General features: G+C 64.6%; 21 protein-coding genes. 14 read left to right on the top strand and 7 right to left on the bottom strand.

Features of this window, described 5'->3' with window-relative positions:
• Nucleotides 1-36: 36 nt before the first annotated feature.
• The 6 genes from ABLV49_RS07250 to ABLV49_RS07225 form a co-directional block, all read right to left on the bottom strand.
• A complete protein-coding gene (locus tag ABLV49_RS07250) occupies nucleotides 37-1,623 on the bottom strand; it encodes an acyl CoA:acetate/3-ketoacid CoA transferase (RefSeq protein ID WP_349280947.1) in 1,587 nt (528 codons plus the stop codon).
• Between the two features lie 5 nt (nucleotides 1,624-1,628).
• A complete protein-coding gene (locus tag ABLV49_RS07245) occupies nucleotides 1,629-2,789 on the bottom strand; it encodes an acyl-CoA dehydrogenase family protein (protein ID WP_349280946.1) in 1,161 nt (386 codons plus the stop codon).
• Nucleotides 2,790-2,951: 162 nt separating this feature from the next.
• Nucleotides 2,952-3,779: a sugar phosphate isomerase/epimerase family protein gene (locus ABLV49_RS07240; RefSeq protein ID WP_349280945.1), complete on the bottom strand. Its 828-nt coding sequence runs from the start codon at nucleotides 3,777-3,779 to the stop codon at nucleotides 2,952-2,954.
• 14 nt (nucleotides 3,780-3,793) lie between these two features.
• Nucleotides 3,794-4,420 (bottom strand): NIPSNAP family protein, encoded by a 627-nt coding sequence (locus ABLV49_RS07235; RefSeq protein ID WP_349280944.1) that lies wholly within the window; start codon nucleotides 4,418-4,420, stop codon nucleotides 3,794-3,796.
• A 114-nt stretch (nucleotides 4,421-4,534) separates the two neighbouring features.
• Nucleotides 4,535-6,424, bottom strand: coding sequence for an FAD-dependent oxidoreductase (locus ABLV49_RS07230; protein ID WP_349280943.1), 1,890 nt, complete (start codon nucleotides 6,422-6,424; stop codon nucleotides 4,535-4,537).
• Between the two features lies 1 nt (nucleotide 6,425).
• Nucleotides 6,426-7,280: an IclR family transcriptional regulator gene (locus ABLV49_RS07225; RefSeq protein WP_349280942.1), complete on the bottom strand. Its 855-nt coding sequence runs from the start codon at nucleotides 7,278-7,280 to the stop codon at nucleotides 6,426-6,428.
• Nucleotides 7,281-7,391: 111 nt separating this feature from the next.
• On the opposite strand from ABLV49_RS07225, the gene ABLV49_RS07220 reads away from it, so the two are divergent.
• From ABLV49_RS07220 to ABLV49_RS07205, 4 genes are all read left to right on the top strand, one after another.
• Nucleotides 7,392-8,186: a shikimate dehydrogenase family protein gene (locus ABLV49_RS07220; protein WP_349280941.1), complete on the top strand. Its 795-nt coding sequence runs from the start codon at nucleotides 7,392-7,394 to the stop codon at nucleotides 8,184-8,186.
• Nucleotide 8,187: 1 nt separating this feature from the next.
• On the top strand, nucleotides 8,188-10,005 hold the full coding sequence (locus tag ABLV49_RS07215; protein ID WP_349280940.1) for an FAD-dependent oxidoreductase: 1,818 nt from the start codon (nucleotides 8,188-8,190) through the stop codon (nucleotides 10,003-10,005).
• 161 nt (nucleotides 10,006-10,166) lie between these two features.
• Nucleotides 10,167-12,359, top strand: a complete 2,193-nt coding sequence (locus tag ABLV49_RS07210; protein ID WP_349280939.1) for a DUF1156 domain-containing protein — start codon at nucleotides 10,167-10,169, stop codon at nucleotides 12,357-12,359.
• Complete coding sequence (locus ABLV49_RS07205; RefSeq protein ID WP_349280938.1) at nucleotides 12,343-13,365, top strand: hypothetical protein; 1,023 nt, start codon at nucleotides 12,343-12,345, stop codon at nucleotides 13,363-13,365. Before ABLV49_RS07210 ends, ABLV49_RS07205 begins: the two co-directional genes overlap by 17 nt.
• A gap of 165 nt (nucleotides 13,366-13,530) precedes the next feature.
• Here the strand turns inward: ABLV49_RS07205 and ABLV49_RS07200 are convergent, their stop codons facing one another.
• Nucleotides 13,531-14,472, bottom strand: coding sequence for a helix-turn-helix domain-containing protein (locus tag ABLV49_RS07200; protein ID WP_349280937.1), 942 nt, complete (start codon nucleotides 14,470-14,472; stop codon nucleotides 13,531-13,533).
• A gap of 109 nt (nucleotides 14,473-14,581) precedes the next feature.
• Between ABLV49_RS07200 and ABLV49_RS07195 the strand changes: the two genes are divergently transcribed.
• From ABLV49_RS07195 to ABLV49_RS07150, 10 genes are all read left to right on the top strand, one after another.
• A complete protein-coding gene (locus tag ABLV49_RS07195) occupies nucleotides 14,582-15,412 on the top strand; it encodes an SDR family NAD(P)-dependent oxidoreductase (protein WP_349280936.1) in 831 nt (276 codons plus the stop codon).
• Nucleotides 15,413-15,435: 23 nt separating this feature from the next.
• Nucleotides 15,436-17,142: an FAD-dependent oxidoreductase gene (locus tag ABLV49_RS07190; protein WP_349280935.1), complete on the top strand. Its 1,707-nt coding sequence runs from the start codon at nucleotides 15,436-15,438 to the stop codon at nucleotides 17,140-17,142.
• Complete coding sequence (locus tag ABLV49_RS07185) at nucleotides 17,139-17,489, top strand: NIPSNAP family protein (RefSeq protein WP_349280934.1); 351 nt, start codon at nucleotides 17,139-17,141, stop codon at nucleotides 17,487-17,489. The genes ABLV49_RS07190 and ABLV49_RS07185 overlap by 4 nt, the downstream gene beginning before the upstream one ends.
• Before the next feature lie 113 nt (nucleotides 17,490-17,602).
• Nucleotides 17,603-18,454, top strand: coding sequence for an SDR family NAD(P)-dependent oxidoreductase (locus tag ABLV49_RS07180; protein ID WP_349280933.1), 852 nt, complete (start codon nucleotides 17,603-17,605; stop codon nucleotides 18,452-18,454).
• Between the two features lie 58 nt (nucleotides 18,455-18,512).
• Entirely contained in the window at nucleotides 18,513-19,364 is an 852-nt protein-coding gene (locus ABLV49_RS07175; protein WP_011802092.1) for a branched-chain amino acid ABC transporter permease, read from the top strand.
• A gap of 14 nt (nucleotides 19,365-19,378) precedes the next feature.
• Nucleotides 19,379-20,413, top strand: coding sequence for a branched-chain amino acid ABC transporter permease (locus tag ABLV49_RS07170; RefSeq protein ID WP_349280932.1), 1,035 nt, complete (start codon nucleotides 19,379-19,381; stop codon nucleotides 20,411-20,413).
• Between the two features lie 12 nt (nucleotides 20,414-20,425).
• Entirely contained in the window at nucleotides 20,426-21,145 is a 720-nt protein-coding gene (locus tag ABLV49_RS07165; protein WP_349280931.1) for an ABC transporter ATP-binding protein, read from the top strand.
• A complete protein-coding gene (locus ABLV49_RS07160; protein ID WP_349280930.1) occupies nucleotides 21,142-21,846 on the top strand; it encodes an ABC transporter ATP-binding protein in 705 nt (234 codons plus the stop codon). The genes ABLV49_RS07165 and ABLV49_RS07160 overlap by 4 nt, the downstream gene beginning before the upstream one ends.
• A gap of 62 nt (nucleotides 21,847-21,908) precedes the next feature.
• Entirely contained in the window at nucleotides 21,909-23,099 is a 1,191-nt protein-coding gene (locus ABLV49_RS07155; protein ID WP_011802096.1) for an ABC transporter substrate-binding protein, read from the top strand.
• Nucleotides 23,100-23,108: 9 nt separating this feature from the next.
• A complete protein-coding gene (locus ABLV49_RS07150; RefSeq protein ID WP_349280929.1) occupies nucleotides 23,109-23,522 on the top strand; it encodes a 5-carboxymethyl-2-hydroxymuconate Delta-isomerase in 414 nt (137 codons plus the stop codon).
• The last annotated feature ends 12 nt before the right edge of the window (nucleotides 23,523-23,534 follow it).

Genomic DNA, 23,534 nt, shown 5'->3' with positions numbered 1-23,534 from the left:
AGGCTGCAGAGGCTATCAGAAGTGCAGGCGAATCAATCAGTCGGCCCCGGCCTGGAAGTAGGCGCGGTCCATGACGCTCAGGCCAGCGGCCACCAGCGGCGCAAAGTCCATCTGGTCCAGCACGTCGCGTTGCAGGTCGATGCCGGGCGCGATCTCGAACAGCTCGATGCCGCCCGGCGTCAGGCGAAAGCTGGCGCGCTCGGTCAGGTACAGAACTTCCTGCCGGCGAACCAGTCCCTGCGGGCCGCTGTAGGTGATCTGCTCGACCTGCTTCACCAGCTTTTTCACCGCGCCTTGCTGCAGCACGCGCATCTGGCCGTCGCCGGTCTGCAGCTTCACGCCCTTGGCGGCCAGCGTGCCGCAGAACACCACCTTGCGCGCATTCTGGGCAATGTCGATGAAGCCGCCCGGCCCCACCGTCAGGCCGCCCAGGCGCGAGACGTTGACATTGCCGTGTTCGTCGAACTCGCCAAAGCCGAGGAATGCAATGTCGAGACCGCCGCCGGCGTAAAAATCGAACTGCGTGGCCGCGTCCAGCATCGCGCTCGCATTGCGCGCATAGCCGAACAGCACGCCGTCGAGCAAGGTGCCGCCGTAGGTGCCGTGCTCGATGGTCTGGTAGAGCCGGTGCTGCTCGCCGCGCGCGGCAATCAGCTTGGCCACCGCGTCGGGCACGCCGACGCCGTAGTTGACGACCGGCCGGGCCTTGCCGGTGTTGAACAGCTCCACGGACGCGCGTCGCGCCACGGCTTGGCGTTCGCTGAAGGCGACATGGGCGGCTGCCTTTTCGGCTTCATGGTCGGCGCTCTCGCTTTGGTAGCGAACTTCGCCCGTCAGCTCTCCGCTCAGGGCCGGATCGAAGGGAATGTCGTAGCTGGCCTGCTGATCGGGATCGACGACGATGGCATCGACCCAGGCCGACGGAATCCGCACCTCCCTGGCTTTGAGCGCGCCGTGCGGCAGGCGTTCCCTGACCTGCACGATGACCTTGCCGCCGCTGTTGCGCGCGGCCAGCGCGAGCGACTGGGCATCGAGGTTGGCGGCTTCATGCTCGAAGCTGATGTTGCCGTCCTCGTCGGCGGCGCTGGCCCGCACCAGGGCCACATGAACCGGAAACGGCTTGTAGCGCAGGTATTCGCGCCCGTCCATCTGCACCACTTCGGCCAGGTCGTCCTGCGCGCTCTTGTTCATCTTGCCGCCGCCCTGGCGCGGGTCGCAGACCGTTCCCAGGCCGACATGGGTGAACAGGCCGGGCCGGCCGGCGCCGATTTCGCGCAGCAACTGGCTCGACACGCCGCCGGGCAGGATGTAGGCCTCGATTTTTTCTTCCTCGGCCAGCCGCTGCATCGCCGGCGACCAAACCCAGTGGCCGCCGATCACCTTGCGCACCAGCCCCTCGTGCGCAAAGCAGTTCATGCCCTTGGTCTTCTTGTCGCCAATGCCGAGCGCGTGAACCATGGTGAGGTTGCGCGGCCGCTCGGTCGCCAGAAAGCGCGCCTGCACCGCCTCGAACAGACAGCTCGCTTCCATCAGGCCGCCGCCGCCGCCCATCAGGCCCACGGTGTCGCCGTCATTGATCAGGTTTGCAGCCTCGGCCGCGCTCATGAATTTGGAATTGCTCATGGCGATCACCTGTTCACGTCAAACAGCGCCGCGCCCTTTTTCATCACCATCTTGGCAATGACGCTGCGGTGGATTTCGCTGGTGCCGTCAAAGATGCGGTAGATGCGGGCGTCGCGGTAATAGCGCTCAATCGGCAGCTCCTTGCAAAAGCCCATGCCGCCGAAGATCTGCACCGCGCGGTCCACCACCCGGCCCAGGGTTTCGGCGGCCTGCACCTTGACCATGGCGATCTGCTCGCGCGCATCCAACCCCTGGTCGAGCATCCAGGCGGCGTGATAGACCATCCAGCGCGCGGCATTGATCTCGATCACGCTGTCGGCCAGTTGCTGCTGGACCATCTGGAAGTCGCCGATTCTTTGCCCGAATTGCTTGCGCTCGTTGGCGTAACCGACCATCAGCTCGCAGACATGGCTGGCCTTGCCGACAGCGCGCGCGCCGACCTGCGCCAGCCGCACCACATTGAGCGCACCCATCGCCAGCTTGAAGCCCTGCCCTTCCGCGCCGAGCAGCGAAATGGATTCGAGCGGCACGTTGTCGAAAAACAGTTCCAGGTGCGGCGTGCCGCGCAGGCCCATCATCTTCTGGTCCTTGCCCACGGTGAAGCCGGGCAAGCCCTTGTCCACCATGAACATGCTGATTTCCTTCTCGCCGGTCTTGGCCGAAACGAGGAAAAAGTCGCTCCATTCGCCGTCGCTGATGAAATGCTTGCTGCCGTTGAGCACCCAGCCGATGTCGGTTTTCTTGGCATGGGTCTTGATGCCGGCCGCATCCGAGCCGGCGCCCGATTCGGTGATGGTGATGGCGCAAGTGCGCGTGCCCTCGATGGCGGGCTTGAGCCAGCGCCCGACCTGTTCGCCCTGGCAATGCAGCAGCGGCTCATAGACGTTGCCGAAAGCGCGGCGGATCAGGATGTCGGTAGTGTGGCCGAACTGCTCCTCGCACAGGATGCGGTCCAGGTTGGACAGGCCGCCGCCGCCGAGTTCGGCCGGCATGTTCATGGCGTACAGGCCGAATTCCTTTGCTTTTTCGTGAACAGCCTGGGCTTTGGCCTTGTCCAGGAAACCGTGTTCCTCGATGCCGTCTTCGAGCGGCTTGAGTTCTTCGGCGATGAAACGGCGCACCGTGTCAATCATCATTTTTTGTTCGTCGTTCAGGGAAAAGTCCATGGGGTGTCTCCAGAGGTGATTCAAAAGCGGCAGGGCAAGCGGCCCCGTCAGGCGCGGATTTAAGGGCAAGCCTGAATCACGCGCTGCTGAACCAGCGGGCACCAAAGAAAAACGGCAGCCGGGACAAGGGACCAGAATGATGCGGCACGGCAGACTCCGGTGTCAGGCTTGCGGCTCAAGAAAGGCACGGCTGACCGCCAGGCACTGGCGCGCCCACTTGGCCTGGCCGAGCTGCGCCATGCGTTCAAGATGCACGACTTCGACGCTGATGGGCAAGTCCTGCGGCAGCGCGTCGAACAGGCCTTTGAGGTCAATGCCGCCCTCGCCGGGCAAGAGCCGTTCGCAGCGCGCGGCGTGGATCATTTCTTCCACCGTGAAGTCGCGGCCGATCTGCGCGCGGGTGGGCGCATCGCAAATCTGCGCGTAGTGCAGCAACTCGCGCGGAATGGCGCGGATGTCGTCCAGCGTGGTGCTGGAGCGGTCAAAGTGCAGCGCATCGACGAGGATGCCGGCATTGGCGGGCCGGCCGGCGGCGTTGATGATGCGCAGCGCGGCATTCGCGTCGGGCACGGCGGTCCAGGGCATGAATTCCAGATCGGCCGTCAAGCCGTAGGGCTGCATCAGTTCGCACAGGCGCGCGTAGCCGTCGGTCAATCGCGCCTCGTCGGTGTCGTCGCCGGCCACCAGCACGGCCTTGGCCTTGAGCGCCGCACCGGCTTCGAGCAGCGGCAGGTAGGCGCGTTCGTCAAAACCTTCGGCGATGCGGATGATTTCCAGGTCGAAAATGCCGACGCCGGTGTCCCGCTGCGCCGCCACGGTTTCGCGCAGCACCTCGGGCTGGCCGATCAAAAACTGCTGCGGCGCGCCGGCCATGTTGGGCAGCAGGCGCAGGCCGACAAAGGCGTAGCCCAGTTCCGCCGCGAGGCGCACGGCCTGCGGCGGCGTGCAGGTGTTCGACGTGAGGTAGGCCAGCGAGTAGATGCGGGGCATGGTGGGCTCCCGGCTTATTTCAGCGGCGACACGGCCGTGGGCAGCGCAATCGTCGAGGTCATGGCGGTGGTCAGGTGCGCCGGTCCGCCCTTGGGTGGCCAGATGCCTTGCGCCACGGCATCGGCCCTGGCCTTGCTTCGCCCATCGAGCGTGGCGTAAGACCAGATGTTGGTAAAGCGCAGTGGGCCGTCGAGCGCGACCATGGCCACCACGCAGGGCGACAGCGCTTCGCGCGGCGGCACGTACTGCTCCCACAAATCAATCGTGGCCTGCACGCCGCCCGGCTTGATGCCGTAGGTGCGGATTTCATAGACCGGGCCGCTGATGCCGGATTCAGCGCTCGGGCGCACCTGCTTCATCCACGGAAAACCCCGGTAGCTGTGCTGCTCCAGGCTCTGGAAGGTGGCGCCGCAGCCGAACGGGTCGGCGCTTTGCTGGGTGCGTTCGCGCTCGGCCTGCAGGGTGGCCAGGTCGGCAAAGCCGCGCAGCACGATCATCTGGTTGAGCTGGCCGATGTCGGTGAACCAGCAGCCCAGCAGTTCGCCTTTCGCTTCAGGCGCGGCGGCGTAGGCCTGCACGTTGGTAGCAGCCTGTCCGGCGGTGCCGAACGGCAGGGTCATGGTGGCGAGTTCGTAGTACATGGGTCTATCCTTGGTTGAAAATGCTATTAAAAACAGAGCTGCTTGCGCCCGTCTGCTATGCGCAAACGGCTGATTTGGCTTGAAAACTGGTCACTATTCGGGTTCAGGACGCCGTCATCCCCGCGAAGGCGGGGAACCAGCAACGAGGGTTGAACATTCACACACGCCTGGATTCCCGCCTTCGCGGGAATGACGCGTGGCGGCAGGCTCAACCCCCGCCGCATGGTGCGCGGCGATGAAGCCAAAGGTCATGGCCGGGCCGAGCGTGATGCCGCCGCTCGGGTAGCGGCCGCCCATCATGCTGCTCATGTCGTTGCCGCCCGCGTACAGCCCGGCAATCGGCTGGCCGGCCGCGTCCAGCACCTGCGCGCTGGCGTTGACCTGCAGCCCGGCAAAGGTGCCCAGGCTGCCCGGCAGCACCTTGACGGCGTAGAACGGGCCGCGCGTCAAGGGCGCCATACAGGGGTTGGGCTGGCCGGTGGCGGCGTCGCCCTGAACCCGGTTGTAGGCGGTTTCGCCCTTGGCAAAGTCGGTGTCCTGGCCCTGAACGGCTTGCTGGTTGTAGCGCTGCACGGTTTTTTCGAGGCCGCTGGCGTCCATGCCGCAGGCCAGCGCCAGTTCGGCCAGCGTGCCGCCGCGCTTCAGGTAACCGTTGTTGAGCATGCCGCCCAGCGGCATCGGCGCGGGCTTGACAGCGCCCAGCCCGTAGTGGCGGATGAAGTCGTGGTCGCAGACCAGCCAGGCGGCGACCGGCTGGCCCTTGGGCGTGGCCTCGATCAGGTCGCGCATGAAGTCGTAGTACGAATCGGCTTCGTTGGTGAAGCGCTGGCCTGCTGCATTCACGGCGATCAGCCCCGGCTTGGCCCGCTCGATCAGGTGCGGGAAGTGGGCCACGCTGCCATCGGTACGTGGCACCAGCGACACCGGCGCCAGCGCGGCGGCCTGCACCAGGTCCGTGCTTACAACGCCGCCAGCGCCCTCGCCCAGGCGCAGGCCGTCGCCGGTGTTGCCGCGCGAGGCGGCTGACCAGTGTTCGCGGCCGGTGGGCGCGTGCGGCAGCAACTCTTTCTTGCGCGCCACGTCATGCGGAAAGCCGCCGCAGGCCAGCACCACGCCGCGCGCGGCATGAATCTCGATGTCGCCTTCGGGCGAGCCGACGACGGCGCCGGTCACCTTGCCATCGGCCGTGAGCAGTCGCCGGGCCGGGCTGTTCACGCGAATCTCCACGCCGGCTTCAAACGCCGAAGCCGCCAAGCCGGCCACCAGCGCATTGCCGTTGACCAGCCGCATGCCGCGCCGGTGGAGCGCCAGGTCGCGCCCGTAGCGCAGCACCAGTTTCGTGACGTGCCAGAACGAGGCGGGCTTGCGTGTGGCGTTCAGAAAGTGCTTGAGTTCCGCGCCCGACGCAATGCCCATGCCCCACAGCGTCGTTTCGGGCAGCGGCGGCTTGAGGGTCTTGATGTTGCCTGCCAGCCGCCGGCCGTCAAAAGGCGCGGCGCAGATCGAGCGCCCGCCCGTGGCGGCATCCGGCGTGCGGCCGTGAAAGTCGGGAACGCCGTTGCCGTCGATGAACTGGAGCGCGGTTTTAGAGCGGAAAAACTCGACCATGCGCGGGCCGTTGTCCAGGAAGGCGCGGGCTCTGGCCTCATCAAACTGCGCGCCCAACTCGTGCCGCAAATACGATAGAGGCTGCTCGATGCCTTCGACAAGGCCGCCCGCCACGGCCAGCGGGTTGCGCGGAATCCACATCCAGCCGCCCGACCAGGCGGTGGTGCCGCCGTACTGCGGGTCTTTCTCGATGACGATGACCTTCAGCCCCAGATGCGCCGCCACCACCGCCGCCGACAGGCCGCCCGCGCCCGAACCGATCACCAGCAGATCGCAGCTTTGCGCAGGCGCGGGGGTGTTATCAGCAGGGGCCGCGGAACCGGCTTTGCCGGGCCGCAGGCGCAGCGCCCCCTCGGGGGGCAGCGCAGCACACGAAGTGGCAAGCGTGGGGGTCATTTCAAGCGGCGTAAATACGCTTGAGTCCGCCGCTGCCATTCAAACTGGCGGAACTCGTGGTATTGGCCAGGCGCGCGGCAGACTTGGTGAAAAAAGGCGATGCGCTGCTGGCAGCGGCCAGTTGCGCGGCCAGCGACAGCAAATCCGGCCCCAGCGCCAGCATGCGTTCCCGCGTGAACCGCACCGTCGGCCCGGCAATGCTGATGATGCCCATGGGCGGCTGGCCGGCCAGTTGCACCGGCGCGGCCATGGCATTCAGGCCTGCCGTGTAGGTTTCCTCGGTGAGGCTGAAACCGCGTTCGCGCGTTTCTCGCACCGCGTCCATCACGGCCTGCAGGCTGGTCGGCGCATTCGGGCCGAATTCCTGCGGTTGGCCCAGACCCTGCTGCGCGACCAGCGCCAGCGCATCGTCGTCGCTCAGCGCCGACAGCCAGGCGTGACCCGAGGACGAGCAGGACAGCTGCGCATCGCTGCCCATGTCCGGGTCATAGCGCAGACCCTGCCGGGCGCCCTGCGCGCGCGCCACCCAGGTCAGGCGGTTGCCATCGACCACCGACAGGCGCACCAGCTCACCCGAGATTTCGGCCAGCCGGTCGAGCAGCGGCTGGGCAATATCGACGATGCCGGACTTGCTTAAAAAAGACAGCCCCATCGACACCAGCTTGGTGGTCAGCAGGTAGTCGCCATGGTCGCGCGTCTGGCGCACATAGCCGCAACGCGTCAGGTCGGCCAGCAGCCGATGCACCGCGCTGCGCGGAATGTCGAGCTGGTCGGCGATGGCGGCCATTTCCATGCCCTCGCCATGCTGGGCGAGCAGCTCAAGAATGCCCAGGGTTCGTTCAAGTACGCCGTTCATAGGGATGACACCAAAATTTGAGTTGAATAAATAGAATTAAATTCAATAGTTGAATAGTATTCCAGTTTTAGGTAGGATTGTCAAACTTTCCAACTTACCTACCTCAACACCATGCTAGAACAACTGAACGGCGCTACCCGGGTCCATTTCATCGTCGGCGACCCGATTGCCCAGGTCAAATCCCCGGCCGGCGTGACGCAAGCCTTTGAAGCCCACGGCCGCAATGCCATCGTCGTGCCCGCCCATGTGGCGCCCGAGGATTTGCTGGTCTGGCTGGCCGGCACCTCGCGCTCGCGCAACGTGGACGGCATCATCGTCACGGTGCCGCACAAGTTCGCCGCCTTTGAGCTGTGCGCCACCACCTCGGACCGGGCGCGCTTTTTGAACACCGCCAACGTGATGCGCCGCAACGCCGACGGCAGCTGGCACGGCGACATGTTCGACGGCCAGGGCTTTGTCGCCGCCCTGCAGGACAGCGGCGCCCAGCCAGCGGGCAAGCGGGCGCTGCTGGTCGGCGCGGGCGGCGCGGGTTCGGCGATTGCGCATGCCGTGGTGATGTCGGGCGTCAGCATGCTGGCGATTCACGACGAAAGCACGGCGCGGCGCGACACGCTGATCAAGAGGTTGGACGGCCTGAACGGCGTTCGTGTCGAGGCCGGCAGCGCCAATCCCGAAGGCTTCGACCTGGTGCTCAACGCCACGCCCATCGGCATGAAAGACAGCGACCCCTTCCCTGTCGATGTCACCCAGCTGGCGCCGCACATGCATGTGGGCTGCGTGATCACCGCGCCCGCCATCACGCCGCTGATTGCCGCAGCGCGCGCCACAGGCTGCAGCACGCAGACCGGCGCCGACATGTTTGCCAAGGTGCGCGATTTGATGGTTGATTTCTTGCTGGAGAAATGAGATGCAGTTGATTGACAACAGCCTTTCCGTCCTGCCCGAGAACGCCGGCTTTGACGTGGTGGTGATCGGCGCCGGAGGCGCCGGCATGGCGGCCGCGCTCTACGCCGCCATCGACGGCGCCAGCGTGCTGCTGGTCGAGCGCAGCGAATTCGTCGGCGGCACCACCGCCTGGTCGGGCGGAACGACCTGGATACCGGGCACCCGCCACGGGGCAGCGGTGAATCCCGCCGACACGCTTCAAGAGGCCAAGCGCTACCTGGACAACGCCGTGGGCGAGCGCACGCCGGCCGCGCTGCGCCAGGCTTTTCTGGACAACGGCCCGCGCGCCGTCGATCAGATCGAAGCCAATTCCGAGGTCAAGTACCGTGCCTATCCGCGCCACCCGGACTACATTTCCGATCTGAAAGGCTCGACCGTCAATGGCCGCGCGCTGGAGCCGCTGCCGTTTGACGGCCGGCTGCTGGGCGATCTGTTCCGGCTGATCCGCCCGCCGATTCCCGAATTCACCGTGCTCGGCGGCATGATGGTGGACCGCACCGACATCAACCATCTGCTGGCGCTGAGCAAGTCGTTGGCCTCCTTCAGGCACGCCGTCAAGCTGCTGGCCCGGCATGCCGGCGACCGGCTGCGCCATCCGCGCGGCACGCGGCTGGTGATGGGCAATGCGCTGGTCGGCCGGCTGCTGTATTCGCTGTCGCTGCGCAAGAATGTCACGCTGGCCATGAACACGTCGGTCGAGAACATCAACCAGGGCGCCGGTGGCGTCGAGTCGGTCACTCTGGTGAACAAGGGCCAGCGCCGCAGCGTGCAGGTCAGGGGCGGCGTGATCCTGGCCAGCGGCGGCTTCAACCGCCACCCTGGTCTGCGCCAGCAAATGCTGCCGGGCGTTGACGCCGCCTGGTGCCCGGCCGCGCCCGGCCATACCGGCCAGGCGCACGAACTGGCGCACAAGCTCGGCGGGCATTACGGCAGCGGCGGCCTGAGCCCGGCCTTCTGGGCGCCGGTGTCCACGCGCCAGCGCGAAGACGGCAGCCAGGCGGTGTTCCCGCACTTCATGATGGACCGCGCCAAGCCCGGCATGCTCACCGTGAACCAGGCCGGCGAGCGCTTCGTCAACGAAAGCACCTCCTACCACCTGTTCGGCCTGAAGATGCAGGAAGCCAACAAAACGACGCCCAGCCAGTCGTTCGCCGGGCCGCCCCAAGAACGACTGCACCCCCTCGGGGGGCCTGGCGAAGCCAGGGGCGGGGGCAACATCCCCGCCTACCTGGTCTGCGACGCCGAAGCGCTGCGCCGCTACGGCATGGGCATGGTACGCCCCGGCGGCAAGGGCTTGGCGCCCTATCTGGCCGACGGCTACCTGACGCAGGCAGACTCGCTGGAGGAACTGGCGAAAAAGCTGGGCATCAACGCCGCCGGACTGCAAGCCAGCGTGCAGAAGCTCAATGCCTATGCCGCCACCGGCATCGACCCAGACTTCCAGCGCGGCGTGACGGCCTACTCGCAAAACATGGGCGACGCCAGCCGGGGCGGCAAGAACCCCAACCTCGGCGCGCTCACGCAAGCGCCCTACTACGCCGTTCGCCTCTACCCCGGCGACATCGGCGCGGCCACCGGCTTTGAGACCGACACCGATGCCCGCGTTCTCGGCAAGGACCGGCAGCCGCTGGGCGGGCTGTACGCCGTGGGCAACGACATGCACTCCATCATGGGCGGCACCTACCCGGCGCCCGGCATCACGCTCGGGCCGGGACTGGTGTTTGCCTACCTGGCCGCCCGGCATGCGGTGGCGCGGGCACGCCCGCCAGTCGCCGCTTGACGCGATTTCAAGCATCAAAACAGGCTGTAGCGCATGACTGACAGGCGCAAGCAGCTACTTATTTGATAGCTCCATAGTATGAATGGAAAAGACCCGCCTGCCGCTGACTCTAAACTTAGGCTTGTACAGATAAAACGAGGGCGTCTGATGAGGCTGAGTCAATGAGTATTGAAGAGAACTACAACATCGGTTTTGTCGCCGAGTTGGCCCTGCGTGAAAAGCAGATTCAGCAAAACTACCGTCCCATCATTGCAGTGCACAAGTGGTTCGCTCGCCGGCCAGGCACACTTTTTCGTGGGCTGCTGCTGTCGGAGTTTGCTGATGGGCCGATTGCGTCGAGCTACTACAAGCCGCACAGCTTTGCGGGCCTGACAGTGGCGGACCCTTTCATGGGAGGCGGCATTCCACTGCTTGAAGCCAACCGGGTCGGTTGCAATGTGCTGGGTGTGGACATCAATCCAATGGCCACATGGGTAGTGCGCGAGGAAATTGATGCGCTAGACCTCACGGCTTATGCACATGCCGCAGAGCAGCTTGCGCAGAGTCTGGCGAAGGATTTAAGCGAGCTGTACAAGACTCGCTGTCCGGTGACAGGCAGGATGGACGCCAGCGTCAAATATTTCATGTGGGTAAAAACAGGCACATGCATAGCCTGCAAGCAAGAATTCGATTTATTTCCTGGTTACACGTTAGCTCAGGATGTGCGGCATCCGTCTTACGTGCTTGTGTGCCACGGCTGCGGTGATCTCAATGAGGTTGATGATCCCAAGACGCCTGGCGCTTGCGCTTGTGGCGCGGCGCTTAAAACGGAAGGCCCGGTCAAGCGCAACAAGTGTGCTTGCCCGCACTGCGGGCATCTCAACGCAGCACCTTTTCACGGGAAAGGTCCGCCGTCGCACCGGCTTTTTGCGATTGAGTATCACAATCCCGAGCTGAAAGGCCGTCCGGGCCGACTTTTCAAGAAGCCCGATGCCGACGATTTGGCGCGTGTCGCGGTAGCGGGAACGGCGTGGAAGCAGTTGCACCCATCATTCGTTCCTGACGACATCATCCCCGAGGGTGACGAAACCTCGCGCCTGCACCGTTGGGGTTACAAGCATTTTCGCGAACTATTCAATGATCGTCAGTTGCTCGCACTGGAGACAAGCGCGCGCTTCATCGCCGACGTAAAAGACAAGCGAGTGCGTCGAGCACTGGCGACCAACTTTTCCGATCTTCTGCGCTATCAAAACATGCTGTGCCGGTACGACACCATGGCGCTGAAGTCACTTGATGTGTTCTCCATTCACGGCTTTCCGGTCGGGTACGTTCAGGTTGAGTCCAACTTCCTTGGCCTGCGCAACCTGAATGACTCGCCCATCGGCTCAGGTGGATGGGTCAACATTACCGAAAAATACACCAAGGCCAAAAGCTACTGCACCAAGCCTTTTGAAGTCATTTTCAATGGCAAGAAAAAAACCACGCACTACATTTCTGGAGAATGGATTGGGGAAAAGAATCCCGAGTTGCCGAACGCTGCACCGCGTGAGATCGACATCCGCTGCGATTCATCGACGAGTATTGACCTTGCACCCGAAAGCTTGGATGGTGTGTTCACCGACCCGCCGTACTTCGGCATGGTGCAGTACGGCGAACTGATGCACTTTTGTTATGTGTGGCTGAGAAAGCTGATGGGCGGCGACTTTCCCGGCCTCGAACTGAGCACCACGCGACACGCCGATGAACTGACCGGCAACAACACGGCTGACCGCAACATCGAACACTTCGCTGAAGGTCTTGCCGCTGTTTACACGCGGATGGCTGCCGCACTGAAACCTGGCGCACCGCTGCTGTTCACTTATCACCACAACAAGCAAGCGGCTTATCAGGCTGCGGCAATGGGCATCCTTGATGCAGGCTTGACCTGCACGGCATCGCTACCGTGCCCCGCTGAAATGGGTGGATCTATTCATATTCACGGCACGGCCTCATCCATTGTCGATACGGTGTTCGTTTGCCGTGACAAGGACATCACGCCAAGCGCCTGGCTGGTTCAAAACCCGGACCAACTTGCACAGCTGATGGCGCGGGAGCTGGATGAATTGCGCGGAGCCGGCATGAAACCGACCGTCGGTGATACCCGCTGCATTGCCTTTGGTCACATCACACGCATGGCAATTTGGCGTCTTCGGCCCGGCTGGGATGCTTCTGTGCCAACAACCAGGAAGATGAACATCATCAAAACGGCAATGGATACGTTGGCAACGGTGGATCAGGTACATGAAGCGCTTGAAGGTGCCCGAGCAAAAACAGCTTGTGATGCATGCAAGCCCCAAAAAAATAACAAGGAAGCTATTGATGCCATTGCGTTTTGATGTTGACTACAACGATCCACTACTCCCGTTTGACCCCCTCATCGATGAAGTTTTCGGCGAGTTGCAGTCCAGCTTTCTGGAAATGCCTCGCGGAGAAGGATTCACGGATTACGCGACATTCGAAACAGGCTATCAAGCGCTGAAGCGCGCCACGAACGACTTCGAGGACATTTCAGTAGCCAACATTGAGGCGGCCGTTGTCGTGGCGCCGATTTCCCTCATCGTGTTTCGGGCGATTCTTGGTTTCACGCCGCCAGAATGGGCTTACATCACAACGGAACGGACAGGTCTGAAAGTAGATCAAGGCGCTGCTCGCACCATGGACAGAAATATTCGTCTGCGGCCGCTGGTACCGCGAGCCCTTGGAACAACTACCCTTGCTGACCAAAGGTTGCGGGCGATGATTCAAGCCGGAGTTGAAACGCTGACGGCAGGAATTGGTCTTGAAGCGCCCGGCCTGGTTCATCGACTGGACAAGGTCGATACGAAACAAGGCATTCAAAGTGTGCAGCCGATTGCTGATCTTGGTGTGCCGTATGCGGTCTTGCTCTACGAGCGTTTTTTGGGACGGCCTTTTGCATCTCACCGCGATGCCGTCAGCGAGTTGGTCGGTCTCGTGGTCGAAAGTGCTATCAAAGACGTGCTCACGGCGGCACGCGTGAGCTTTCGCGAAACGGGGCGTGCCGAACGCATCAATGGCTTTGATCAGGCGCCTGATTTCATCATCCCGGACGAGTTCAACCCGGTGGCGCTCATCGAGGCAAAACTCACCGAAGACGACGGTACAGCACGCGACAAGGTCGCACGCGTTCAGCGTCTGCGCACGCTTCGCGACGAGAGTGGAAAAAATTACGACGTGATTGCGTGCATTGCCGGGCGCGGCTTCAAGGTACGCAGGGAGGACATGCGGCGGATGCTGCAGGCGACTAATGGTAAGGTGTTCACGCTGGAAACGATGCCGCTGCTGGTTGAGAACACCCGCATCCGTGAGTACAGAACCAGATAAGTGAAAGCCAGTCTCCGCCTGATGCGATTTCAAGCATTAAAATTGGCTTTTGCGCACGCTGCTATTGCGTAAGTAGCTATTTATTTAATAGCATCAAGGTGTGCAACCTTCACCGTCGGCGAACGAGCTGCTATTTTCACCATCCCACGGGCAAGGCCAGCGGCTTCACCCCGGCGCTGCAACCGCCTCTGGCCCGGCAGCCGGCCAGGTGTCGGGCTTGAGCATGCTCTGCAGCGCGCGGGTGCGGAATTCGCCTGGCGTCAGCCCCGTGTGCTTGCGAAAAAACCGGCCGAAATAGGCTTCATCGGCAAAGCCCAGCGCATCGGCCAGCTGCTGGATGCTGCTGCTGGTGAACACCAGGTCGCGCTGCGCCTCGTGCACGATGCGCGCATTGATGACCTCCAGGCTGGAAGCCCCCAGCACCTCGCGGCACAGCCGCGACAGCTGGCCGGGCGTCACGCCCAGCTGGCCGGCATAAAACGCCATCGGCAGGCGTTTCTTGAAGTTGTCGTTCACCAGCGCGCGGAATTTCTCGATCTGCGCCGTCTTGCGCAGGCTGACGGCCAGCGGCGCAGGCGCCCCGGCCTGGCCCAGGCGCGCCACCTGGACAAACAGCGCGGTCAGCAGCGACATGCCGGCCGCGAACTGGCCAATCGCATGCAGGCGCGCCTCGCGCTCGATGGCCAGGAACAGCGGCATCAACGCTTCGGCGTGGCGGCCGTCAGCGTCGAGTGAAATCACGGCGGGCTTGCGGATGGTCTGCAGCAACTCGGGCATGGCCAGCGCCGCCAGCGATTCCAGTGGCCGCTGCGTGGCCGTGACCACCGGGCCGTTGACATCGGCGGAGAAGTGAAAGCCATGCACGGTTTGTGCGGGAACCACCAGCAGGCACGGCGCCAGAACCCGCCACTTGGCGTTGTCGAGCAACACCTCCACCGAGCCCTGGGTCAGGTACAGGATCTGGATGAAGGCTTCATGCACATGCGGGCGTATTTCCCAGTTGTATGGGCCTGAGCGCTGCGGAATCCATTCGAAATCGAAGGAGTTTTTCCAGCCTGGTTGCGCCTGGTCGCCATACAAAGCATAGCTAGGGATAACCCTTAACATGGCATTATTCATTGTAAAAATGCACGAATTGTCCGGCACCTCGCTTGAATCGTCAAGGCACGAAGGGTGTCAAAAGCCAACAATCCAGCATCGAATTCCTGGAGACTTCATGCTTGATTCCACACACCACTGGCTGGGCCTTGAGGGCCGTATCTGCGTTGTCACCGGCGCTGCCAGCGGCATCGGCGCGGCCATCGCGCTCAGCCTGGCGCAGGTCGGCGCCCGCGTCGCCCTGCTCGACCGCGACGCGGCGGGGTGCGAAAAAGTGACCGCCGAATTGCGCGCCCAAGGCGCCGACGCCATCGCCGTGACCTGCGACATTGCCAGCGAAGCGAGCGTGAATGCCGCCGCAGCGCGCGTGCAGGCCGAACTCGGCGCCTGCCATGCACTGATCAACAATGCCGGCCTGCTGCGCTCGGGCGGCCTGGCCGACGTGAGCCTGGACGACTGGAACTCGGTGCTGTCCATCAACCTGACGGGCTACCTGCTGTGCGCCCGGGCTTTTTCAAAGCCGATGCGCGAGGCGGGCCTGGGCAGCATCGTGAATGTCGCGTCGATCTCTGCCTTGTTCCCGCAGACCGGCAGCGGCGCCTACAGCGCCAGCAAGGCCGGCGTGCTGCTGATGTCGCGCCAGATGGCGGTGGAATGGGGTCCGCAGGGCATTCGCAGCAATGCGATTTGCCCCGGCATGATCCGCACCGCGCTGTCGGCCCGGTTTTATGAAGAACCCGGCTTCGAGCAAAAGCGCGCCGCCGTCACGGCCAGCCGGCGCGTCGGCGAGCCGCAGGACATCGCCGATGTGGCGCTGTTCCTGGCCAGCCCGCGCTCGGCCTATGTCAACGCCGCCGAGATCGTGGTCGATGGCGGCATGAGTTCGATGCTCATGGACATGGTGCCGCGCCCCGGCTTCAACCAGTCCCGTCCCGCCGCCCACGCCTGAACCATCCCCCTGGAGAACCCAAGATGTCACGAGATATTGAATGCGACCTGCTGGTCGTCGGCTCCGGCGCTGCCGGCCTGGCCACGGCCATCACCGCCAAGAAGCGCGGCCTGGACGTGGTGGTGATCGAGAAAGAGCCGGTGTTCGGCGGCACCACCGCGCTGTCCGGCGGCGTGCTGTGGATTCCGCTGGGGCCGCATGGCCGCAAGCAGAACCCGGCCGACACCCGCGAGGCGGTTCGCACCTACATGATGCAGGAGACCGGCGCGTTCTACGACGAGGCGGCAGTCGCGGCCTTCCTCGACAACGGGCCGAAGATGGTCGAGTTCTTCGAGCGCGAGACGGCGATGAAATTCATCCCGACGATGTACCCCGACTACCACCCCGACATGCCGGGCGGCGCCCCCATCGGCCGCTCCATCCTGGCCGAGCCCTATGACATTCGCGGCCTGGGCAAGGACATGGCGCGGCTCAAGCTGCCGCTGAAGACCATCACCTTCATCGGCATGATGTTCAACTCGTCGAACGCCGATTTGAAGCATTTCTTCCAGGTCACCAAGTCGCTGACCTCCTTTATGTATGTCGCGAAGCGGCTGGCGAATCACCTGAAGGAAATGGCGCTGTACCGCCGCGCCATCAACGTGACCAGCGGCAATGCGCTGGCCGCGCGCCTGGCCCAGTCGGCGCTGGATTTGGGCATCCCGATCCTGACCAGCAGCCCGGCCAGGGAAATCATCATGGAGCAGGGCCGGGCCGTCGGCGCGCGCATTGCCAGCGCTGAAGGCGACTACCGCATCACCGCCCGGCAGGGCGTGGTGCTGGCCTGCGGCGGTTTTCCGCAGGACATCCAGCGCATCGCCAAGGCCTATCCGCATTTGCAGCGCGGCGGCGAGCACCTGTCGCCGACGCCGCTCGGCAACACCGGCGACGGCACGCGCATGGCTGAAGTGCTAGGCGCCGTGGTCGATATCCGCTTCAAGGACGCCGCCGCCTGGATGCCGGTGTCGAAGGTGCCTTATGGCAACGGCGAGTTCGGCGTGTTTCCGCACCTGCTGGACCGCTACAAGCCCGGCATCATCGGCGTGCTTCGGTCCGGCAAGCGCTTTACCAACGAGTCCAATTCCTACCACGACGTGGGCGCGGCCATGATCCGTGCCTGCGAAGGCCAGAAGGACACGGCGATGTGGCTGATCTGCGACAAGGCCACCATGGGCAAGTACGGACTGGGCTATGCCAAGCCCGCGCCGATGCCGCTGGGCGGCCTGATCCGCAACGGCTACCTGATCAAGGGCGACACGCTGGCCGAACTGGCGAAAAACGCCGGCATCGACCCGGCCGGGCTCGAAGCCACCGTGCGCGACTACAACGTCGGCGCCGTCAAGGGCCAGGACCCGGCCTTCGGACGCGGCCGCACGGCCTTCAACCGCTACCTGGCCGACCCCGAGAACAAGCCCAATCCCTGCGTCGCGCCTGTCCAAAGCGGGCCTTACTACGCGGTCAAGGTCGTCATGGGCGACCTCGGCACCTTCGACGGCATCAAGACCAGCGTCGTTGGCGAGGTACTCAAGCGCGACGGCACGGCCATCGCCGGCCTCTACGCCGTGGGCAACGACCGCGCCAGCATCATGGGCGGCAACTACCCCGGCGCCGGCATCACCCACGGGCCGAACATGACGTTTGGCTACCTCACCGCCCACCACATCGCCGACAAGGCAGGAGTTCCCGCATGACGCCCCTCAACCTCGCCCTGCCGCTGGTCGATCACCGCATCTACACCATTGCGCTGCGCAAGATGCCCGAGTTCCTGGAAGTGTTCGACCGGCTGGCCATGCCCATCCTGCTGCAGACGCTGGGCAACCCGGTCGGCATGTATGTGAGCCAGGTCGGTCCGCTGAACCAGTTCGTGCACCTGTGGGCCTACCAGAGCCTGGCCGATTACGAGCAGCGCTGCAATGCCCGCGACACGCACCCGGACTTTGCGGCCTACATGTCGGCCTCCGGGCACCTGATCACGGCGCAGGAGACGCGGCTGATCCGGGCGGTCGATCTGCCCAGCCTGCGCAGTTTCACGCGCTGAAGCGTGAACGAGCAAGGGTATTACCGAATTCAAAAAATTGGAATTAAATTCAATACTTGAATAGTATTCCAGTTTTATGTACCATTCGACCCATTCCTATAAAGAGACACACCATGCCTGAACCCCGGAATGCAGCGCCCCCTGCACCTGTCACCCCCAACCCAGCGGCAGCAGTGGCCATCGTCACCGGCGCGGCCGACGGCATCGGCTGGGCCACGGCGCAGCGGCTGGCGGCCGACGGCCTGCGCGTGGCGCTGCTCGACCTGCGCGCCGACGCAGCCCAAGCCCGCGCCGCCGAACTCGGAAGCATCCACCTGGGACTGGGCTGCGACGTGACCTCGGAAGACAGCGTGGAAGCCGCCGTGGCGGCCGTGCTGGCGCGCTTTGGCCGCATCGACGCGCTGGTCAACAACGCCGGCATCGGCGACCAGACCGGCCCGACGACGGAGCAAAGCGTGCAGGCCTTCGACCGCGTGCTGGCCGTGCATCTGCGCGGCACCTTTCTGATGAGCCGCACCGTCGCCAGGCACATGCTGCAGGCCGCGCCCGTGCCTGGCCGGGGCCGTGGCGCCATCGTCAACCTGGGCTCGATTGCAAGCAGCACCGGCCTGCCGGCGCGCAATGCCTACAGCGCGGGCAAGGCCGGCGTGCTCGGCATGACCCGCGCCATGGCCAGCGAATGGGCGCGCGCGGGCATCCGCGTCAACGCCGTGGCGCCCGGCTATGTGCGCACCGCGCTGGTCGCCGAGCTGGAGCGCAAGGGCGCGATTGACGCCGCCGCCATCCGCCGCCGCACACCGCTGGGCCGCATGGCCGAGCCCGCCGAGATTGCCGAAGTGATTGCCTTCCTGGCCAGCGACCGCGCCAGCTATGTGACCGGCGCATTGATTCCGGTCGATGGCGGCTGGACGGCTTTCGGCGCGACCGAAAGCGCGCTGCCCGAGCTGGCGGACGAGCTGGCCTGAAGGCCGCAACCGCAGTCCGCAAAACCCTATTTCAACGAAGACAAAGGAGACAAACAACATGTTGACCATCAACCTGTTCAACGGCCTGGTGTACGGCGCATTGCTGATCGTGATGTGCTCGGGACTGGCCCTGATCTACGGCCTGCGCCGCGTGGTGAATTTCGCCCACGGCTCGCTTTACATGCTGGGCGCCTACCTGGGCTTCACCATTGCCAGCCAAAGCAATTTCTGGGTCGCGCTGGTCGCCGTGCCGGCCATCATGGCGCTCTTTGGCGTGCTGCTGGACCGCTACGGCTTTCGGCTGCTGCAGGACCGCGACCCGCTGACCGTGGTGCTGGTCACCTTCGGCCTGCTGCTGGTGATCGAGGACTTCGTGCAGACCGTCTGGGGCAAGAGCAACCTGTCGGTGGCCACGCCCGAGGCGCTGAATTTCTCGGTGAATCTGTTCGGCACCGCCGTGCCGGCCTACCGCATCGGGGTGATCGCGGTCGGCGCGGGCGTGGCGCTGGGCTTGAGCCTGTGGCTGAAATACTCGCGCATCGGCCTGTTCGTGCGCGCCTCCAGCACCGACCCGACCACCACCGCCATGCAGGGCGTCAACACCGATGCGCTGAGCGCCGGCGTGGTCGGCCTGGGCACCGCGCTGGCTGGCCTGGCCGGCGTGGTGGCCGCACCCTTCCTGGCGCTGTCGCCGTCCATGAGCAGCGACGTGCTGATCGACTCCTTCGTGGTCGTGGTGATCGGCGGGCTGGGCAGCCTGTCGGGCGCCTTCGTGGCGGCGCTGGTGCTGGGCCTGATCCAGTCGCTGGGCGCCGTGTACCTGCCCAACCTGTCCGCCGTGCTGCCGTTTGCGCTCATGGTCGCCATTTTGCTGTGGAAGCCTGCGGGCTTTGCCGGCAGCCGCACCTGAAAGACTTTTCAATCATGTCCATTTCACGCATCTTTTCATTCTCCGGGGCCGCGCTGGTTGCCGGCCTGGCGCTGACCTTCGGGGTCAGCTCGGGCACCGTGCTGTCGCTGCTGACGCAGGCGACGATTTTTGCCATTTTTGCCCTGGGCGTGGGCCTGCTGCTGCGCCAGAACGGCATGGCCAGCTTCGGCCATGCGACCTACTTCGGCTCGGCCGGCTACATCATCGGCATCCTGCTGCAGCTCAAGGCAGTGCCGGCCGAAGCGGCCATCGTGCTGGCGGTGCTGGGCATCACGGGCTTCGCCTTCCTGCTCGGCCTGGTGATTGTCCGGGTGCCGGGCATTGCCTTCGGCATGCTGACGCTGGCCGTCGGCCAGATGTTCTTCCTCACCGCCAACCGCTCGCGCGGCCTGACCGGCGGAGCGGACGGCATGAACATCGAGTGGCCCGCCACGCTGTTCGGTTTTCCGATGTCGGCGATTGTCCAGCCGGGCCACATGTTCATGCTGAGCTGGGCCGTGCTGATTGTGTGCATGGGCGGGCTGGCGCTGGGCCTGCATGGCCGCTTCGGCGCCATCACCGAGGCGGTGCGCGACAACGAGGAACGCGCCCGCTTCATCGGCATCCGCACCCTGCTGCCGCGCGCCGCGCTGTTCGCGCTGTCGGCCGGCATCACGTCGGTGGCCGGCACGCTGACGGCGCTGAACACCGGCTTTGTCTCGCCAGAAAGCCTGCACTGGAGCGTGTCCGGCGTGGCGCTGATGATGGTCATCGTCGGCGGCTACAAGGCGCTGTGGGGACCGGCGCTGGGCGCCATCGTGTACTTTTTGGCCAAGGACGTGCTGGGCGACTACGCGAATCACTGGATGGCGATTTTCGGCATTGCGCTGATCACCGTCATCGTCTTTTCGCCGACCGGCCTGGCCGGGGCGCTGGGCCGCCTGTTCAAGGGCAAACGCCAGCCCCGCGCAGCCGCCGCGCAGGCAGCACAAGCGACTCAGGCCAAACCGGTCAAGCCGTCGGCACCCGCCGCCCGCACCGCACACTGAAAGGAAATCCCCATGAGCGAATTTGTACTTCAAGCCGACGACGTGGCGATTCACTATGGCGGCGTCAAGGCCGTGGACGGGGTGTCCCTGACCTTGAGGCGCGGCGAGATCCGCGGCCTGATCGGCCCCAACGGCGCCGGCAAATCCACCGTGATCGATGCCATCACCGGCCGCGTGCGCCTGACGCGCGGCAAGGTCCAGCTCGGCGGCCAGGACGTGACCGAGCTTGGCCCGGTGGCCCGGCGCATGCGCGGCCTGTCGCGCAGCTTCCAGCGCACCAGCATTTTTGGCCAGATGCCGGTGCGCCGGCAGGTGGAGCTGGCTTCGCACAAGATGGGCGTGGCCGATTCCGGCGCCGATGCGGACGCGGTGCTGGAGGAACTCGACCTGATGCCGATGGCCGATGTGATTGCCGAAGACCTGGGCTACGGCGAGCAGCGCCGGCTCGACCTGGCGCTGGCGCTGGTGGGCCGGCCCAGCGTGCTGCTGCTCGACGAACCGATGGCCGGCCTGTCGGTCAAGGAGTCGCACGACCTGGCCAGGCACCTGAAGGCGCTGACCTCGCGCTGGAACGTGTCGGTGCTGCTGGTCGAGCATGACATGGACGTGGTCTTCGGCATCTCCGATGTCGTGACCGTTTTTGAACTCGGCCGTGTCATCGCCAGCGGCGAGCCGGCCGCCGTGCGCGCCGACCCGCGCGTGCGCGAAGCCTATCTTGGGAGCGCCGCATGACCGCCTTATTGACCCTCGACAACATCAACGCCTTTTACGGCTCGGCCCACATCCTGCACGGCCTGAGCCTGAGCGTGAACGCCGGCGAGCGCGTGGCTCTGATCGGCCGCAACGGCGTCGGCAAGACCACGGTGGTCAACACCATTTTGGGACTGGCCGCGCTCAAGGGCGGACAGATCCACCTGGGCAAGCATGCGCTGCACAAGCCGCGCCCCTACATGGCCGCCCAGCATGGCGTGGTGGTGGTGCCGCAGGGCCGGCGCATCGTCGCCAACCTGAGCGTGGAAGAAAACCTGCAGCTCGGCGCCGCCGTGGGCCGCAAGGGGCACTGGAACGTGCCCGAGGTCTACAAGCTGTTTCCCATCCTGCAGGAGCGGGCTCACACACCGGGCACGGCGCTGTCGGGCGGCCAGCAGCAGATGCTGGCGGTCGGCCGGGCGCTGATGGCCAACCCGTCGTTGATCCTGCTCGACGAGCCGACCGAAGGGCTAGCCCCGGTGATCGTCGATCAGCTGGCCCGCATCTTCAACCAGGTCGCCAGCCAGGGCACGGCGCTGCTGCTGATCGAGCAGAACATGAGCCTGGTGGTGCGCGTGGCCGAGCGCTACTGCGCCATGGCCAAGGGTTCGGTGGTGGCCCACGGGCCGGTCGAGAACACGCGCGAAAGCCTGAAAGACCTTGAAACCCATGTGATGGTTTGACCCCCCTTTATTGAAGCAACGGCCGCCGGACCGCTTCCGGTGTCTAGAAATTGGAGACAAAAATGTTCAAGATGAAACCCCTGCAGCGCGCGCTCGCTGCCCTGGCCCTGGTCAGCGCCCTGCCCCTGGCGGCAATGGCGCAAGGCAAGGAGCCGGTCAAGGTCGGCCTGGTGTCGTCCAAGTCGGGCGTGTTTGCCCAGCAGGGCGAGGAAGTGATGCGCGCCGTGCAGTTCGCGATTGACGAGGCCAATGCCAAGGGCGGCGTCGATGGCCGCAAGGTCGAGGTGCAGAGCGGCGACGACGAGGGCACGCCCGACGCCGGCCGCCGCGTCGCCGAAAAACTCGCCAGGGACGGCCACAACCTGCTGATTGGCGCGATTCCCTCGTCGATTTCACTGGCGATTGCGCAGAACCTGGACCGCTGGGACGCAGCCTATTTCATCGTCGCCAGCAAGTCCGACAAGCTGACCGGCGACACCTGCAGGGCGCGCAGCTTTCGCACCAACCACTCGGATGCCATGGACATCGCCATGATCAACGAGTGGGCCAAGAGCCTGAAGGAAAAGAAATTCGCCGTGCTGGCCGCCGACTATGTCTGGGGCCGCGACTCGGGCGAATCCTTCAAGAAAGCCGCTGAAACTTCCGGCAAAAGCGTGCCGCTGAGCCTGTACGTGCCGATGGGCACCAAGGACTTCTCGCCCTACATCGCGCAGCTGAAAGATTCCGGCGTGGACGCCATCTGGGTCGCCGAAACCGGCCGCGACGCGATTGCCTTCGTCAAGCAGGCCGAGGAATTCGGCCTGATTCCGAAAACAAAGCTGATCGGCCATTCGCTGATCCAGAACTTCATGATCAACGGCACCGGCAAGGCGCTCGAAGGCACGCCGGGCACCACGGCCTACACGCCGGACATCGACAGCCCGCGCAACAAGGCTTTCGTGACGGCCTGGAAAGCCAAGTTCAACCGCCTGCCGACCGACAACGAAGGCCAGGCCTACAACGGCGCTCAGGTGATGTTCGATGGCGTGAAGCTGGCCAAGAGCGTCAAGCCCGCCGATGTCAGCAAGGCCCTGCGCGGCGCCCAGCTCGACACCCTCTACGGCAACCTGACGATGCGCGCGGCCGACAACCAGCTGCTGCTGCCCAACTACGTGGGCCGCGCCAAGGTGGTCGATGGCGTGCTGCGCCCGGTGGTGGAGCACACCTTCCCGCCGTCGATCATCCCCGCGCCCTCGCCGCTGTGCAAGATGTAAGGGCCGTTCATGCCGCACATCCAGATTGACTACACCGCCAGCCTGGCGGACGCGGTGATCAAGGGGCGGCTGGTGGACAAGGTTCACCAGGCCGCCGTCGATTCAGGCATCTTTCCGGTCTGGGGCATCCGCACCTTCGCGCAGGCCATGGGCGAGTACCGCGTGGGCAACGGACAGGTCGGCAACGGCTTTGTCAACATCACCGTGCGGATAGCGCCCGGCCGCAATCTGGCGCTGCGCCAGCGCATCCGGCAGGAGCTGTTTGGCGCCATGCTTGCCGCCATGGGGCCGCTGTTTGAAAACCACCGGCTGGGCTGCCAGCTGGAGGTCACCGAATTCGACGCCGATGTCAGCGTCTATCAAAACAACTTGGCCGCCACCGATGACCCCGCAGAGCCAAGCGTCTGCCGGCCCGCGCCATGACGCAGGAGAAAC

This window comes from Polaromonas hydrogenivorans (assembly GCF_040105105.1).
Classification (GTDB): Bacteria; Pseudomonadota; Gammaproteobacteria; order Burkholderiales; family Burkholderiaceae_C; genus Polaromonas; species Polaromonas hydrogenivorans.
The sequence above is the reverse complement of the archived record's forward strand: the minus strand, read 5'-3'. Positions and strand labels throughout refer to the sequence as shown.